The sequence below is a fragment of the Terribacillus saccharophilus genome (genome assembly GCF_002272075.1).
GTDB classification, from domain to species: Bacteria; Bacillota; Bacilli; order Bacillales; family Amphibacillaceae; genus Terribacillus; species Terribacillus saccharophilus_A.
The window spans coordinates 336,624-352,193 of the sequence record NZ_NPBJ01000003.1 but is presented as its reverse complement, the minus strand read 5'-3'; the positions used below and the strand labels follow the sequence as shown (position 1 = coordinate 352,193).

At 39.4% G+C, this 15,570-nt stretch carries 17 protein-coding genes; 5 read left to right on the top strand and 12 right to left on the bottom strand.

Features of this window, described 5'->3' with window-relative positions; all coding sequences use genetic code 11:
- Window positions 1-8: 8 nt before the first annotated feature.
- The 4 genes from sirA to CHH48_RS02460 all read right to left on the bottom strand — a co-directional run bounded on the left by sirA (window position 9) and on the right by CHH48_RS02460 (window position 3,622).
- Window positions 9-407 (bottom strand): sporulation inhibitor of replication protein SirA, encoded by a 399-nt coding sequence (sirA, locus tag CHH48_RS02475; protein ID WP_095217752.1) that lies wholly within the window; start codon window positions 405-407, stop codon window positions 9-11.
- Between the two features lie 158 nt (window positions 408-565).
- Window positions 566-2,569 carry a transketolase gene (gene tkt / locus CHH48_RS02470; RefSeq protein WP_095217751.1) on the bottom strand — a complete coding sequence of 668 codons (2,004 nt, stop codon included), beginning with the start codon at window positions 2,567-2,569 and terminating at the stop codon, window positions 566-568.
- A 126-nt stretch (window positions 2,570-2,695) separates the two neighbouring features.
- Complete coding sequence (locus CHH48_RS02465) at window positions 2,696-2,920, bottom strand: DUF896 domain-containing protein (protein ID WP_095217750.1); 225 nt, start codon at window positions 2,918-2,920, stop codon at window positions 2,696-2,698.
- Window positions 2,921-2,962: 42 nt separating this feature from the next.
- On the bottom strand, window positions 2,963-3,622 hold the full coding sequence (locus CHH48_RS02460) for a YneB family resolvase-like protein (protein ID WP_095217749.1): 660 nt from the start codon (window positions 3,620-3,622) through the stop codon (window positions 2,963-2,965).
- A 283-nt stretch (window positions 3,623-3,905) separates the two neighbouring features.
- Here CHH48_RS02460 and lexA point away from each other — a divergent pair, with 283 nt between their 5' ends.
- Window positions 3,906-4,535, top strand: a complete 630-nt coding sequence (lexA, locus tag CHH48_RS02455) for a transcriptional repressor LexA (RefSeq protein WP_095217748.1) — start codon at window positions 3,906-3,908, stop codon at window positions 4,533-4,535.
- Between the two features lie 286 nt (window positions 4,536-4,821).
- Here the strand turns inward: lexA and CHH48_RS02450 are convergent, their stop codons facing one another.
- Window positions 4,822-5,208 (bottom strand): hypothetical protein, encoded by a 387-nt coding sequence (locus tag CHH48_RS02450; protein WP_095217747.1) that lies wholly within the window; start codon window positions 5,206-5,208, stop codon window positions 4,822-4,824.
- 187 nt (window positions 5,209-5,395) lie between these two features.
- On the opposite strand from CHH48_RS02450, the gene CHH48_RS02445 reads away from it, so the two are divergent.
- Window positions 5,396-5,617: a DUF2188 domain-containing protein gene (locus CHH48_RS02445; protein ID WP_095217746.1), complete on the top strand. Its 222-nt coding sequence runs from the start codon at window positions 5,396-5,398 to the stop codon at window positions 5,615-5,617.
- Window positions 5,618-5,701: 84 nt separating this feature from the next.
- Here CHH48_RS02445 and CHH48_RS02440 read toward each other — a convergent pair whose 3' ends face one another.
- On the bottom strand, window positions 5,702-6,460 hold the full coding sequence (locus CHH48_RS02440; protein WP_095217745.1) for an SDR family oxidoreductase: 759 nt from the start codon (window positions 6,458-6,460) through the stop codon (window positions 5,702-5,704).
- 143 nt (window positions 6,461-6,603) lie between these two features.
- Between CHH48_RS02440 and CHH48_RS02435 the strand changes: the two genes are divergently transcribed.
- Entirely contained in the window at window positions 6,604-7,152 is a 549-nt protein-coding gene (locus CHH48_RS02435) for a TetR/AcrR family transcriptional regulator (protein WP_095217744.1), read from the top strand.
- 218 nt (window positions 7,153-7,370) lie between these two features.
- On the opposite strand, the gene CHH48_RS02430 is transcribed toward CHH48_RS02435, so the two are convergent.
- Window positions 7,371-8,141 carry a Cof-type HAD-IIB family hydrolase gene (locus CHH48_RS02430; RefSeq protein WP_095217743.1) on the bottom strand — a complete coding sequence of 257 codons (771 nt, stop codon included), beginning with the start codon at window positions 8,139-8,141 and terminating at the stop codon, window positions 7,371-7,373.
- A 246-nt stretch (window positions 8,142-8,387) separates the two neighbouring features.
- Window positions 8,388-8,660, bottom strand: a complete 273-nt coding sequence (locus CHH48_RS02425) for a holin (protein ID WP_095217742.1) — start codon at window positions 8,658-8,660, stop codon at window positions 8,388-8,390.
- A gap of 1,523 nt (window positions 8,661-10,183) precedes the next feature.
- On the opposite strand from CHH48_RS02425, the gene CHH48_RS02410 reads away from it, so the two are divergent.
- Both CHH48_RS02410 and CHH48_RS02400 read left to right on the top strand, forming a co-directional pair.
- A complete protein-coding gene (locus CHH48_RS02410; RefSeq protein ID WP_095217739.1) occupies window positions 10,184-10,633 on the top strand; it encodes a GNAT family N-acetyltransferase in 450 nt (149 codons plus the stop codon).
- 443 nt (window positions 10,634-11,076) lie between these two features.
- Window positions 11,077-11,496, top strand: a complete 420-nt coding sequence (locus CHH48_RS02400; protein WP_095217737.1) for a VOC family protein — start codon at window positions 11,077-11,079, stop codon at window positions 11,494-11,496.
- Between the two features lie 174 nt (window positions 11,497-11,670).
- Here CHH48_RS02400 and CHH48_RS02390 read toward each other — a convergent pair whose 3' ends face one another.
- The 4 genes from CHH48_RS02390 to glnA form a co-directional block, all read right to left on the bottom strand.
- Window positions 11,671-12,234 (bottom strand): GNAT family N-acetyltransferase, encoded by a 564-nt coding sequence (locus CHH48_RS02390; protein WP_095218073.1) that lies wholly within the window; start codon window positions 12,232-12,234, stop codon window positions 11,671-11,673.
- Window positions 12,235-12,441: 207 nt separating this feature from the next.
- On the bottom strand, window positions 12,442-12,636 hold the full coding sequence (locus tag CHH48_RS02385; protein ID WP_176466350.1) for a DUF5776 domain-containing protein: 195 nt from the start codon (window positions 12,634-12,636) through the stop codon (window positions 12,442-12,444).
- Window positions 12,637-12,720: 84 nt separating this feature from the next.
- Window positions 12,721-12,906: a hypothetical protein gene (locus tag CHH48_RS02380; protein WP_095217736.1), complete on the bottom strand. Its 186-nt coding sequence runs from the start codon at window positions 12,904-12,906 to the stop codon at window positions 12,721-12,723.
- 1,313 nt (window positions 12,907-14,219) lie between these two features.
- The gene (glnA, locus tag CHH48_RS02375) at window positions 14,220-15,554 is read right to left on the bottom strand and encodes a type I glutamate--ammonia ligase (protein WP_095217735.1); all 1,335 of its coding nucleotides are present in this window, start codon (window positions 15,552-15,554) and stop codon (window positions 14,220-14,222) included.
- Window positions 15,555-15,570 lie beyond the last annotated feature (16 nt).

The following is a 15,570-nucleotide window of genomic DNA, read 5'->3' as shown; positions in this document are numbered from 1 at the left end:
ATAGACAATCAAAAGGAAGAATACAATAGATGAACCCGTGATTGTAAGTCATTTTTTATGATAGGCGCAATCCAGCCACAGTTGTTCGCTGCTGGCTCAATAATAAAAAAGGAAGAATCGAAGTGGCGGAGCTCTGAGAAGACCGTTTCTTCGGCAGTCGTCAAGGAATCACAGACCACCCGAAGATAGTGCTGATCCGTCTCTAAATGGACGCTATCGTCTTGATAAAGCGCTTGCTGAAGTGACGCTCCAGGAGAAAAATCATAAGTGATATAATCTAGCTGCTCCTGCACATATACGGTATCCTCCACTTGACTGGAGAGGAAAAAACGATAGAGGATATCGGACTTATAAAAATATCGGAAATAAATCTCGTGTTTCACCCAATAGACGAAGTATTCTTTCATAAGCTTGTCCCTCCTTCTCCTTTGAAAGAATAGTATACGTGAGGAACGATGCTTAATCCCTCGGAACATGTAGCAAAGAGACACGAAGTTGCAAAAGTTTAGTCGAATTTTGTCATATTAGAAAAAGACCGGCCATATTCTACGGCCGGTCTTTCACATTAATCCAATATGGATTTTACTTTTTCAATTACATTCTCAACAGTAAAGCCGAAAGCTTCGATCAATTTATCTCCGTTGCCAGAGGCACCGAATGTGTTAATGCCGATTACTTTGCCTTCATCGCCAACATATCTTTCCCAGCCTAGCGGAGAAGCCATTTCAATACCAACACGTTTCTTCACTGCTGGAGGCAGGACGCTATCCTTATAGGATTGCTCTTGAAGCTCGAAACGGTCCCAAGAAGGCATGCTGACAACAGAAGCCTCAATGTTCTGTTCACGAAGTGCTTCTTGTGCACGTACAGCCAATTGCACTTCTGAGCCAGTTGCAAGAAGCAAGACGTCGGCTGTTTCCTTCTGAGCAGGGCTTACAACGTATGCCCCCTTCTTAACGCCTTCATACGCAGCTTGCTGCGTGGATGGCAGTGTAGGAAGATCCTGACGCGTCAATACAAGCGCAGTTGGAACCTTTTCAGACTCAAGTGACAGTCTCCAAGCAGCTTGCGTTTCGTTACCGTCTGCTGGACGGACAACACTCAAACCTGGCATTGCACGAAGAGATGGAAGCTGTTCGATCGGTTCATGCGTTGGGCCATCTTCTCCGACTGCAATAGAATCATGTGTCAGTACGTATGTCACAGGTGTTCCCATCAATGCAGACAAACGGATAGCCGGGCGCAAGTAGTCACTGAAGACGAAGAATGTACCGCCGTACACTTTCAATCCGCCATGAAGTGCCATACCGTTTAATGCAGCTCCCATTGCGAATTCGCGCACACCGAACCAGATATTGCGTCCGCTATAGTTTGCTTTAGAGAAGTTCTCTTCTTTAGCAAGCAATGTTTTATTCGAACCTGCAAGGTCAGCACTTCCGCCGAACAAGCTAGGCACAGCATCTGCGATTGCATTCAATACTTTACCAGAAGCAGAGCGAGTAGCAGTCTTGTCTTTGCCCTCTTCATACGTTGGAAGCGTATCTGCCCATCCTTCTGGCAACTCTCCCTTGATTGCAGTAGCCAGTTCTTTTGCAAGTTCAGGGTGAGCTTCTTCGTACTTCGCAAACAGCTCATTCCAAGCATTTTCTGCTTCAGCGCCGTTTTTAACGACTTTCTCTTCAAAGTCAGCATAAACTTCATCTGGAACGTAGAAGTCTTCATGCTTCCATTTGTAATATTCCTTCGTGAGCTTCACTTCATCTACGCCTAGTGGTGAGCCATGAGAAGCACTTTTAGCTGATTTGTTCGGAGAACCATATCCGATAACTGTTTTTACTTCAATCAAAGTCGGCTGTGTTGTATTTGCTTTCGCTTCTTTGATTGCTTCGCGAATTGCGTCTACATTTTTACCTTCTTCGACACGAATAACTTGCCAGCCATAAGCTTTGAAGCGATCCTCTACGTTTTCAGAGAAGCTATGGTGAAGATCACCATCAAGAGAAATATCATTGGAATCATACAGAACGATTAGCTTGTCCAAGCCAAGATGACCTGCAAGGGAAGCTGTTTCGTGTGAAATACCTTCCATTAAGTCACCATCACCACAAATTGCATATGTGTAGTGATCTACGACAGGAAAGTCTTCTTTATTATACTTCGCCGCAAGATGTGCCTCTGCCATCGCCATGCCGGTAGCCATCGCGATACCTTGTCCAAGCGGACCAGTAGTTGCTTCTACACCATCTGTATGGTGGACTTCCGGATGTCCAGGTGTACGGGATCCGTACTGACGGAAGGATTTCAAATCATCGATGGATACTTTGTATCCAGACAAATGCAAGAGGGAATACAATAACATGGAACCATGTCCAGCAGACAATACGAAACGGTCCCTGTTGAACCAATGGGAATTCTTCGGATTGTGAGCCATGAAATCGGTGAAAAGCGTATAAGCCATCGGCGCTGCACCCATCGGCATACCTGGGTGGCCGGAATTCGCTGCTTCGATTGCATCGATTGATAACGTACGAATTGTATTAATGGAAAGCAATTCTGTAGTCTGAACCATGTAAACATCCCTTTCATCTAGCAAATTATGTACTCTTGTTCATCCTATACTGAAATCCTCTGAGAGACAAGGATTTATACATAGAAAAAGAAGGGAACGGCTGTGCACGAAGCCAGCCAACCCTTCTTATTCCTCTTCACGTAATTTTTTTACTTTTTCTGGTGTTACGTCATTGCCTTCACGATCCATCACCGTCATCGACTTGAACTGATTTTTGAATGAAGAACGTACATTTCCCAGATATTCCTGTCTTAGTTCTTTTTGCTCTTTCTGTTCGCTAAGGCTGAGTCCTTCTGCCTTGGCTTTATTTGCTAAAGCATTGAGGCGTGCTAATTTGTCTTTAGTTAACATATATATATGCTCCTTTAAGCATTAAACTTGATACACACTATGTTACCCGCTAGCGTCTTCCGATTCAAGCGAAAGATACTCCTGGTACCTTCTATGAACGGTCGCCTTTGATACATTAAAGCCCATACCGCGCAAAACAGAGCTGATTTCTTGGAAAGTAAGCTTATTGTTTCGCAGCCTGATCACTTCTTGTATCGGAAAGTCAATCCGCTCCCTGCCAGGTGCGGCCTGCTGGTTGCTCAAATTTTTACTTGGATCATATCCGGCCTCGATTGCCCTTCTCATACCTCGTTTGATTTTCATATTATGAATCTTTCGCTGATACTCCTCGACAATACCAACGATCTGGAGCACCATACCATCTGATTCCGAAAGCTGGAATTCACCGTGCTGGCTTAACGTATACACCTTGACCTCTAGCTTCTGAAGATGATGGAACAAGGCGATCTTCGTATTGCCTCTTCCTAGCCTCGTTTCATCCTGAATGAGGAGACAATCCGCTTCACGTGCTGTAAACACATCCAGCATGCGAAAAATTCCCGGACGTTCGATCTCATAACCGCTCTGTTTCTCTTCGATGATATCGATAACCTCTATGTCGGAAGACGCAGCAAGCCTGATGAGCTCTTCACGCTGACGCTCAATCGAGCTAGCTTGCTCGTCCTTTTCTGTACTTACTCTGCAATAGATGACTGCTTTCATTGATGTACCCTCTCACTTCGACTAATTAGACGCTCATTATAAGTGTAAAGTATAAGAAGAAAAGCGTGAAGCCGAAAAGCACATAATAGAATAGATCTGATTTCGCTAGTTTTTTGAACATGGTAGACCCCTCCGTTTTCAAGAACATGCGTTCTCTTTGTTAATTCCATTATATACGAACATAGGTTCTAGTCAAGACCTTTTTTCGAACGGATGTTTGTATATTGCAATCTATCATGGTATACTGTATGTAATAAAAATATATGCACGGGGTGTTCGATACATGATAAAACTATCGAAAAGACAGGAAGCGATTCTAGCATACATAAAGGAGCAGGTACTCGATAAAGGCTACCCGCCATCCGTTAGAGAAATCGGCGAAGCAGTTGGATTGGCCTCAAGCTCTACCGTTCACGGCCATCTTTCTCGTTTAGAGAAAAAAGGTCTTATCCGTCGCGACCCAACAAAGCCGCGCGCTATCGAGGTATTATCATTTGATAGTGAAGAACAAACAGATATTCCTCGAGGTGAGGCAAACTACGCTCCGGTAATCGGAAAAGTAACAGCTGGTATTCCAATTACAGCAGTGGAGAATATAGAAGAATATGTCCCTGTACCTAGCCATCTAGTAGGACCGGACGATAATATTTTTGTTTTGGTTATTGTAGGAGAGAGTATGATAGAAGCCGGTATTCTAGATGGAGACATGGTCATCGTCAAACAGCAGCAGACCGCTCAAAATGGAGAGATTGTTGTAGCGATGACAGAGGACAATGAAGCAACAGTGAAACGTTTCTTCAAGGAAGAAAACCAGATCCGACTGCAGCCAGAAAACAGTACGATGAATCCTATCATTTTGGATAATGTTAGTATTCTTGGTAAAGTAATCGGTTTATATCGTTCCATTCAATAAAAAATCGGCTCCGGCCGGTTTTTTTTCATAGAATTTACATACTTTTCGCCTTCTTTCGACATAATTTTTGGGTATATTAGATTATGCTATTACCAAAAGCTAGAAAGCAGGTGGTGTTGTGAAGCTGTTTTACAAGCTCTTCTGCAAGTTGCGAGGCCGACATAAGATTGATAGTGTTACTGATTCGTGTAAATGTGGATATACAAGAAGCCACCGTAGAGAACAACACAGTATGGATGATTATTATCTTAAAGAACGTTAAAAACGGTATAAATAAGGAGCTTGCCTAGACGGCAAGCTCCTCTTGTATGCTTTTATATTGTTTCATCGCTAAATTAAGAGCCTCGAGCAGAATACCTGGCGTGGCTTTCTCGTATGTCTCCCCTAACAGCCGCTTGGCACCATCCAGAATTCGCTGGTTCCCCATTAAAGCTAACAATTCATGTCCTTTTACTAAGATATCGTCAATGAAGACATCTCTGTAATCCTTGGAGTTTGTTACGACACCTGAAATGAATCCTTCCTGCAGCAGCACTTCCGCATGATGTACAACATCGTATGGTGTGCATGTTCCTAATTCGCAGCGGTATTCTCTTGCTTTCGTTCCTTGGAGTTGGTCTGCTTCTAACTGTCCCAGTATTTCATGAAATAATGTAACGCTTAGTTTTGGCATGTGATCTCCTCCTTGTTATAGTTCAATTATTTCACATATTTGTTATGAATCTATCGCAAAGTTTGTACATTATTTCACAAATAAGTGACAAGTTAAAGAACAGATAAGTTTGATTTCTCATCGTTTGCATTAAACAGGGCTACTATGTGGTATAGACACTATAAGTGACTTTATTGGAGGTGAAACAATGTCAAACTATCACACTGCCCCAGATGGAAATAACAGCTGGCAGGTTAAAAAAGAAGGAGCAATACGTGCTTCAGGAAGCTTTGACACGCAAAAAGAAGCGATGGATTATGGGAAGAAATTAGCTAAGCAGAATAAAGGTGAACATGTCATTCACGGCAGGGACGGGAGAATTCGTGAGCGGGATTCTTATGGCAATGATCCATTTCCTCCAAGGGGCTGAACTTACAGTAAGCCATTGGATTTAGATACTTATAGAAAAAAACAAAACCTGAAATCAGTTTCAGGTTTTGTTTTACAAGCTCGATTAATATGCAATCCATCCCGCGTCAGCCGCTATTACTTGCCCATTTACGAAGCTTGATTCATCAGAACCTAAAAATAGAGCCAGTTGAGCAATCTCAGCTGGTTTTCCAACACGCGGCATTGTTCCGTTACCAGTCATCTGACGCCCAGCTCCAAATTCGGAGATATTCGTCATAGATGCACTTATGTTAGTCTCGACACCACCCGGAGCAATACCGTTACACCGGATACCAGATTGAGCATACATATAAGCTGTGTTTTTCGTCAATCCAGTTACCGCATGTTTAGAAGCTGTGTATGCTGCCCCTGCTCGTGCCCCGCGCAACCCGCCTGCTGAGATATTATTTACGATTACGCCATGGCCTTGTTCCAAGAAGATGTTCGTAGCAATACGCATTGCTCGCATAACACCAGTAGTGTTAACTGCAAAGACGCGTTCCCATTTCTCATCCGTAATCTCCCCCACCGGCTCCATTCCATCCATGATACCCGCATTGTTAACCAAAATGTCTAATTTACCAAACGCTTCCTTTGTTTCTGCGAATAATTGTTCTAAGTCCGCTGACTCAGCAACGTTTGTACGATTCGCGATTGCTGCTCCACCCTTCTTCTTGATAGCCTCAGCAACTGCTTGGGCGCCTTCAAAATTAAAGTCTGAAACAACTACTTTTGCTCCTTCCTTTGCATAAAGCTCTGCTATTGCCTTCCCCATCCCTGAGGCTGCTCCTGTAACGATTGCTACTTTATCTCTTAATCTCATATCATCCATCCCCCATAGTTAATGTACATTTGTTCGATAAAATAATAATATAGAATTGTAACCGCATTCAATCAGCAGAAAAAATCAAATTGTACGATATAGTACAAATACTTAAAAAGTGTTTAATAAAGGGGGTTTTTTATTTGAATAAAAATGATTTGCGAGTCTTAAAAACAAAACAGAATATACATCTTACATTAACAAATCTGCTAAAAAAGAAGCCCTTACCTCAAATAAAAGTAACGGAACTCTGCAAACTAGCAAATATAAATCGAGGAACTTTTTATTTTCATTATCAAGAAGTTGGAGATGTCTTTAAGGAATTTTTCGAGGAGATTATGATGGATTTAAGAGAATCCTATAATGAACCTTATCGTCATACAAAGTATATTGAAAGAGAAAAACTGGACCCAGAAACGGTACGTATCTTCCATCATGTTCAAAAATACGAAGAATTTTATAGGATTATCTTATCTAAGGAAGTATCTGCAGAGTATTATTACATGCTGTTCGATGAAATACGCTCGATCCTTGTTGATGATAAACATACAAATCACCTAGAAGAAGATTATTTATTTTCCTATTCCTCCAATGCAATTATCGGATTGATTATCGAATGGTACCGCCGTGATTTTCAAGAATCCGCTGATGAAATGAATATACATTTGGTTAATATACTTAAGTTATATTGATATTGTTGCAAAAGTCTTGTTAATACTACATACAAACCCACTGACACCAATGTATCAGGGGGTTTGTATAATACTAATAGATGTCCTCCATGTACTGCTCGCGTTCCCATGAGTGAACTTGTGTGCGGTACAAAATTTCTATAATAATATCTCCTAATAATCCTGTTAAAAATAAACTTGCCTCTTATATACTTGGCAAGTTCTATTAATCCTTCTCTCTAAATTAATGACATGCTCTTAAGGGCATTGTAAATTCCGTGTTCATTGCAACTATCTGTGATTATATCGGCTTTCTCTTTAACTTCAGTTTCCGCATTACCCATCGCAATCCCAACTCCTGAAAGTTCCATCAGTTCAATATCATTGTTTCCATCTCCGAAAAAGACGATATCTTCACGCTTGAAACCATTTTGTTCTGCAATCTTCAAAATGGTTCTCGCTTTCGAACCTTCTCTAGGTATAACATCTAACCCATATTCGTGCCAACTCACATATCTGAATTCTTTGATAGCATATCTTGGAAGGTCTTCTTTCTTGCAGAAAAGCATAGCTTGAATAATTGAATTTTCTCGCCAAAAATTTTGATCAAACTCAGGGATGGTCCACCCTAGACTTTCGTAAGCTTTAGTTAACGCCTCACCTGGTTCTTCGAAATGTCTGGCTAATCCGTTAGCTGTTTGAAACACAACCTGATCATTGTTTTCCATCGCAATTTCAATAAGTGTATGAATAGATTCCTTTGATAAGATTAGTTCATGTGCTAATTCATGACGGACATATCCAATTGATCCATTACATAAGACATATGTATCGATTTCAAGTTCATCAACAATGGATTTTGCTGAAGGATAGTCCCTCCCTGTCGCAATGACGATTACATGTCCTTGGTCTTTAAGAGAAACCAAAGCTTGTTTTGTACTGGCAAGAAACTCCATTTCTGTTGTTAATAATGTTCCATCAATGTCAAAGACAATAAATTTTTTACGCATTTTCTATCACCACTTTCCGTTAGCCTTTTTCAAGTCTTCGTTCATAATACGCACTAAGCATACACATAAATTCCATTTATTTCAAAAATATTCATCTTAACAATAACACAACGAGACTTATTAGAGAAAAATTGAGAAAGCCCCTCCAATTATGGAAGGCGTATTTAATTACACAATTATTCACTCTGCTTCTTACCCCAGTTGAATGTATCGTTTTATCATATAAACCCATAAAAAAGGCCTTCCTTAGGCCGCCTTATCGTTATTATTATCTGAAATTGTCTTTTTCCCCAATGAGTACAATCCTGATGCTGCAAGCCCAGCAAATCCCCCAGACCATAGCCTCAAGACTACATCCATATCAGTGAATGGCCAAGCCAAAAAGCCGACAAGAATACCTATAAGCAAGCTAATCAATGGCAAATACCTCTTGTTTACTGTGATTGTCTTTTTTATCAGTTGCACTAAAGCAATTACAATCGGGCTGATAATCGAAGCAAAGGTCATTACTTCTTCCATTTATATCATCACCTCTCCAGTATTCGTTCTTACTTATTCCTTTCTGCAATACTTAATTCCTTCAATTTAAAAAATGTCCCAAGAGCCACTGGATAATCAAAAAGATAATCCCGCCAGACGCAAAAATACTGGATATTCCCAACTAAGTTGCTTTATTTTGATGTAGTATCGCGTTTATGCTGCCGATCATCAAATAAAATACTGGATAACATGATGTGTTGTTCTCGCCCTTCTGCCAACGCGGTGTTTTCAATCTGAGCAGTACCGACAACAGCGGTTTACTCACATCTCCAAGAAATTGGAACAGAACACTTTGTATAAATAAGAAGAATACAAGAAAAGAATGCGCGAATAATTATGGGAGTGGATTAAATTTACGAACTGTATAAAGAAAAGAAAAACCCCTGATACCAATAGTATCAGGGGTTTCTTTACTGTTCGCGTTCCCATGGGTGAACTTGTGTGCAGAACAGAATTTCTATTTAAAAACCTCGAAATATCTTCTAGTAATAGTTGATATTTCGAGGTTTCTTTTATAAGACTGATAATAATATCATATAGTATATAAGATATTTGGGGGTGTTTGGGAGTGGATTTACACCCCTCTTTATTGTTTTTCCACAACCGTAACAGTTATTATCGGTAACTCTGTTTCTTCCTGCTTACCCAAACAGTGTTCTTCATTACTTCAATAGCTTGGGTAGCTAAGCAATGGATAGACACTAGTAAGAAGGACAAGGACAATGAATAAGGTACGGGGGCTTTGCCCTTCCCTTATCATAAATATAATTATATATATCAACACATCTGCTATGCAAAAAAACACTAAATTCTTTTTAATATTGCTCGCTGCTGCAGCGTTCATTGCCTACAACATTTATGGTGGAGTATGGTTGAATATCTTAAGTGCTGGATTAGCCATTGCAACTCTAATTGTTGCATTTTCAGACCTGTTCAAAAGGAAGGGTAGGTAGGTAACTATGTACACATTCGATAACAAGGAACAACTAATTGAGTTCATCCAGAAAGACGTGTTGACATCCTCGGAAGCCCTAGAGTTTCTGCGGATTACACGTAGCAGACTTAGCCAGTTGTTAAAGAATGAAAAGATTGTACCAAACGTTCCGGGAAAGATAGTTTGTTCCTTCGCGAAGATCTGGAGGAACGAGAAGCTATACAAGAGGAATAAACAAAGAATTATCGCCCGTATGACGAAAAAGATGGGGGAAGTAATTTGAGCTTCAAATCGTTTCTTTATACCGTCCTGAAAATATCCAACGATGTAAACGCCATAAATAAAGGGCCAAAAGCTACATCTAAGCGGATTGGTGGCGGGATATACGGTAAAACTACAGGCAGACTCAAAAATAGATATTTAAATGAATACCCCCTCTTCTCTCAGTAATTGGAGGTTTTTTTTTACAAAGATTGTATTCGTAAGGATTGTTGCTAATCCCATAACGAAAGAATCTTTTACTATTTTATGGTATAATTTAAAGAAAATAACAGAATGAGGGGTTTCCTTGATTGAAAAAATTGACATTCGTAATATTAAATGTGCTGCCGATGTTTTAAACATACAAATACCATCATATAAGGTAGAGGCAGAAATTATTGGAACATATGATATACCGCCATTAAAGGACACGGTTTACACTTTGCAACATTGTGGAGAAAATTTCTTTGGTTATTATGAAAATGGAAATCTATACGGAGTAGTATCTATAAAAGTAGACGATGTTGTAGTTGATATACATAGGTTAATCGTACACCCAAACCAATTTAGAAAAGGCATTGCACAGTTGCTTTTAAATTTCATTGAAACTAAGTTCCAGGTTGAAACAATAAAAGTCGCAACAGGATCTAAAAATACTCCAGCTGTTAGTTTTTATAAAAAGAATGGATTTCAAAATATTAACGAAGTCTTGGTAAATGAGCAACTATCCTTAACTTTTTTTGAAAAGAAATTATAATTTCCTTATTGAAGTAATAGGTGCTTAAGTTAAACAATAGTAAAACCACTTCCTTTTGGAAGTGGTTTTTTTACACCTAACTCATATAAAAATCAATCACACCTTTCTTCAATGTGATTATATGGGTAAAAGGAGGAGATACAATGATTAGACCACATATATACAGATTATTTGTTGGTAAAACAGAAGGTAGTTCATGACTTCATTGCACACGAGGAAGGATACGACCTGGAAAGAGCTTTAGAATGGGATCCCAGGTTTTTGAGGTTTACCGATGAGGAACAGAAGATGTTCGAGGAAATGTATATGGATCATGCCGTTCTAATTTTTGTAGTAAACCCCTCCCGCTAAGGAGGTATTACTATTATATATCTCAAAATGTATTACTTATGGTAAACTCAGGATATAATTTTCCAAATTAAGGTTAACAGGAGGCGGAGTTTTTGACTAAAAGATTATTGAGAGTTGGTACAATTTACATCCCGGTATTAAATGTAGATCTTTCTTCGGAATGGTATTTAGAAAAATTAGGTGCTGAATTGACTTATAAAGACAAAGATAAGGCAATATTCAATTTTGCTAATCAAAGCATATTTCTTGTAAAATCCAAGGATAATCAGAGCTCAAATTTTTATGATACTCACGGTGAAGAACGCTTTTCATTAACATTTGAGGTCAATGGATTAGATGCTTTAAAAACTATACATAAGGACTTTATAGAAAAACAAGTAAGAGTTGGAGATATTGAAGATAGAGGACACACCGGAAGAAACTTTGTTTTCTACGACTTAGATGGCAATAAATTTGATGTTTGGAGCGAATTGAGTCCTCAATTCAAGGAACAGTATTTAATATCCGAATAAAACATATAAATTCTTACTCAATACAGTAGTAATAAAAGTGAAAACTTAACCCTAGTTATAAATAAAAAACCCTCCAATTAAGGAGGATTTTTTTCTATCGTATTTCTACATATTTTGTGGAAGCGGTGATATACAGACCGGATTTAATTTGATACATCTTGGAGCCGCTCACTGTCAGCCCTTTTGTGATGGCACAATCCACCCGTTAGAGCTCTTTTGTATGTGAGATCCCTTTGTGTAAAGATAAAGATCATCAGCTTGACCTTCATTCTCTTCTACAATACCTTGTAACTCGAAATTTAGTTTCTGTAATAACTTTATAGATAGTATGTTTCTGGGGTCTACTTTCGCCTCGATTATTTTTAGGTTAAGTTGATGGAAGGCATAATCAACTAAACCGTTGACTGCTTCTGTCCCATAACCCTTGTTCCAAAATTGACTATCTAAATCATATCCAATTTCGGCTGACTTTGCCTCAAAATTGAGTGAATTAAAACCACACGATCCTATGATAGTATTAGAATTCTTTTTAAAGATGGAATATCTTATGGCTTCTCCTCGTTCAGATAAATCACTTAAAAAGGCAATCATTTCTTCCGCCTCTTTTATTCGAGTAAACCCTTCAATATTCATATATTTTGTAACCTTAGGATTTGACCAAATAGCAAATAATGAATTTGCATCACACTTATCCATCTTTCTTAACATTAATCTCTTGGTTCGAATAGTATTGACTATCAAATGCTTAACCTCCATTTATTTAAATTAAATTGTGGTATGGTATAAGCTTTGATATCTGCGCATAATTCAGTCCCTTCATGAATTAATAAGATGAAATACTGTCAAATTGATTGACCAATTTATTGTAGCATTAGATTACCTAAATTGTAATATTCTAGAATAAAATGGTTTACAAGACTAACTTCATACTATAAATTTGAGACTTTATTTGCTTATTTCTACATACTTAGTGGAAGCAGTGATATACAAGCCGGATTTAATTTGATACATCTTGGAGCCGCTCACAGTCAATTCTTTCGTGATAGTGAATGCTTCGCCAGGTTTTAACTTGATTGCTTTGTCATTCCAGTTGGCACTGTTGTAAGTCCATAGCCAGCCATCTGAGTTGTTTTTCACCACAACTAGTTTACCGATGACACCCTTGGCCGGAGATGAGTGTATTTATTAATTTTGTATCTTCGTAAATATGTCACTCATCAAAAATCAAGCAGCCAGGTCGCCCTCCATCTTTAGTGTCAGCATTCGAGGTACGGAACATAAACTCGGCAATGGTAGATTTTCCAGTGAGGGCTCTATAACAGCATCAATTATACCTTCTGCAGCTCTCCTTATATCAGTTTGTTCTTTACCAATTGGTGGACAATAAAGCATTTTTTTTGTGACTTCCATGTTCCCCCACCCTTTCAATTACCCATATCTTATGATTGTGGATCTGGTAAAAAGGCTAAAAGCCTTAATACACTCGTTTCCATAAAACCCATAGGAATGAGTTACACATAGCATTTTTATGGATATTTTAAGAGAAAGTAGAAGAACTATACCCTAGAAAATAACGTTTGCTAGGTAATTTCTTTATATGTTTCTTTAATTCTTTCTTTAGCGTTTTCTATTATATGAAGAATCTATTTTTTGGGACGGCTAATTAGAGGATAGAGTGTCCGCTAATTAGCGGTGTCCTCGGATTAGCGGACACCTTCATGTTAGGGCATAAAAAAAGCCAGCCAAGTATCTCTTGGCCGACTGTTGATAATACACATATACAGGCTTTTTAGAGCAACAACACAAGGTTATTTAGGAAAAATTCCGGAATGTTTTCGAGTTTTTTCATACAAAAAAAAGGCAGCAACCTATAGGCCGCTACCATGATAGTACAAGACACTATTTCTTAGTGCTTTGAGCTTTAACTGTAGTGACAGTAGTTACTTGCTTTGCTGTCTGCTGCTGTTTTAGGTAGTCTTCTCGAAACTTATCTTTCGCAGCAGAAAAAATGCAGAGCATAACCAACCCTCCTTATTTGTAAAGATAAGCTTCGTAATACTTGTGTTGGAATTTATGCACAGATGTATTACAATTCCCCCAAAATATAGCACGTGTAGAGCTTTGATTTCAACAGAGAATAATTACTAATCACTTTTTTATTATTACCTATTCTATGCATCTTCGATTTGCTACTTGCTACATTTTTGAAATTGCATCTCGAACAAATAGATCTTTAAATAATGAAAATGCAGATATAGATATCTGCTTTTTTGTCAATTATACATTTCTCTGAATGACTGCAATATTCATGTTTAAAGCTAGCTTATAGAAACCTTTCCAACCAATCTTTGCATATGTCTTCTCGGAGATCGGCGGCGTGAAATACAAAGGAATAAACTTTATAATCAGTGATGTACTCCGCATCCTCACACATATACCGTTCTTTAATCAGGAATTTCTCCGACTTAGGCAATCTTTCAACTGCTCGTTCCAATCTCTCGCAGAACCTTTTCTATAAGCTGCTTCATCTGCATTCTCTTTAGTTATGCTGCTTGTCTGATCTGTAATGGAATTGCTGCGCCCTCCACCTATTGCGTCATAAGATGCTGTAGTGCTAGCTTCTCTTTCTTCAGGGAAAATGGTTTTTGGTGTTTTGTGCTTGCTATACCTTTCTCAACTTAAAGAAAAACCCCTGACACCAGTGGTATCAGGGGTTTCCTCAATTAAAAGTCTTCCATGTACTGTTCGCGTTCCCATGGGTGAACTTGCGTGCGGAACATATCCCATTCGATTTCTTTCGCTTCGATGAAGTGTTCGAATAGGTGATCGCCTAGTGCTTCGACGATGATATCGTCAGATTTAAGCTGCTCAAGAGCATCGTATAGAGTAGCTGGAAGATCTGCTACGCCATTCTTTTCTCTTTCTGCTTTGTCCATCACGTAGATGTTACGGTCAATGGATGCTGGTGCTTCCAGGTTGTTCTTGATTCCGTCAAGTCCTGCAGCAAGCAATACGCTCATTGCCAAGTATGGGTTCGCTGCTGGATCAACGCTGCGCACTTCAACACGTGTGCTTGCTCCGCGAGCGGATGGTACACGGATAAGCGGGCTACGGTTTTTACCGGACCATGCAACGTAGCATGGTGCTTCATAACCTGGTACAAGACGCTTGTAAGAGTTAACTGTTGGGTTTGTAACCGCAGTGAAGTTAATTGCATGCTTCAACGTACCTGCGATGAACTGGTAAGCTGTTTCAGAAAGCTTCAACTCGCCGCTTTCATCGTAGAATGCGTTTTTGCCATCTTTGAATAGAGACATGTTACAGTGCATACCAGAACCGTTCACACCGAATAGTGGTTTCGGCATGAATGTTGCATGCAGACCGTGTTTTCTAGCGATTGTTTTTACTACAAGCTTGAATGTTTGGATATCATCAGCATGTTTCAATGCATCAGCATATTTGAAATCAATCTCGTGCTGGCCTGGTGCCACTTCGTGGTGAGAAGCCTCAATTTCAAAGCCCATCTCTTCCAGTTCCAATACGATATCGCGACGAGTAGTTTCACCCAAGTCAGTTGGTGCAAGGTCGAAGTATCCGCCTTTATCGTTCAATTCCAAAGTAGGTTCGCCTTTTTCATCAAGTTTGAACAAGAAGAATTCCGGCTCTGTACCGATGTTGAATGCGCTGAATCCAAGCTCTTCCATTTTTTTAATGTTACGCTTCAGGTTGTAACGCGGGCAGCCTTCGAATGGCTCTCCTTCTGGAGTGTAGATATCACAGATGAAACGTGCCACTTTGCCTTTTTCGCTTGTCCAAGGGAATACTACGAATGTATCCAAGTCCGGGTAAAGCTTCATGTCGGACTCTTCGATGCGCACGAAACCTTCGATGGAAGATCCGTCGAACATCATTTCGTTATCCAATGCTTTGTCCAGCTGGCTAAGCGGGATTTCCACGTTTTTAATTGTGCCAAGCAAGTCGGTGAACTGTAAGCGAATGAACTTTACGTTCTCCTCCTTGATAATCTTGATTACATCTTCTCTAGTAAATTTCGCCATTCTTTCTCCTCCTCTA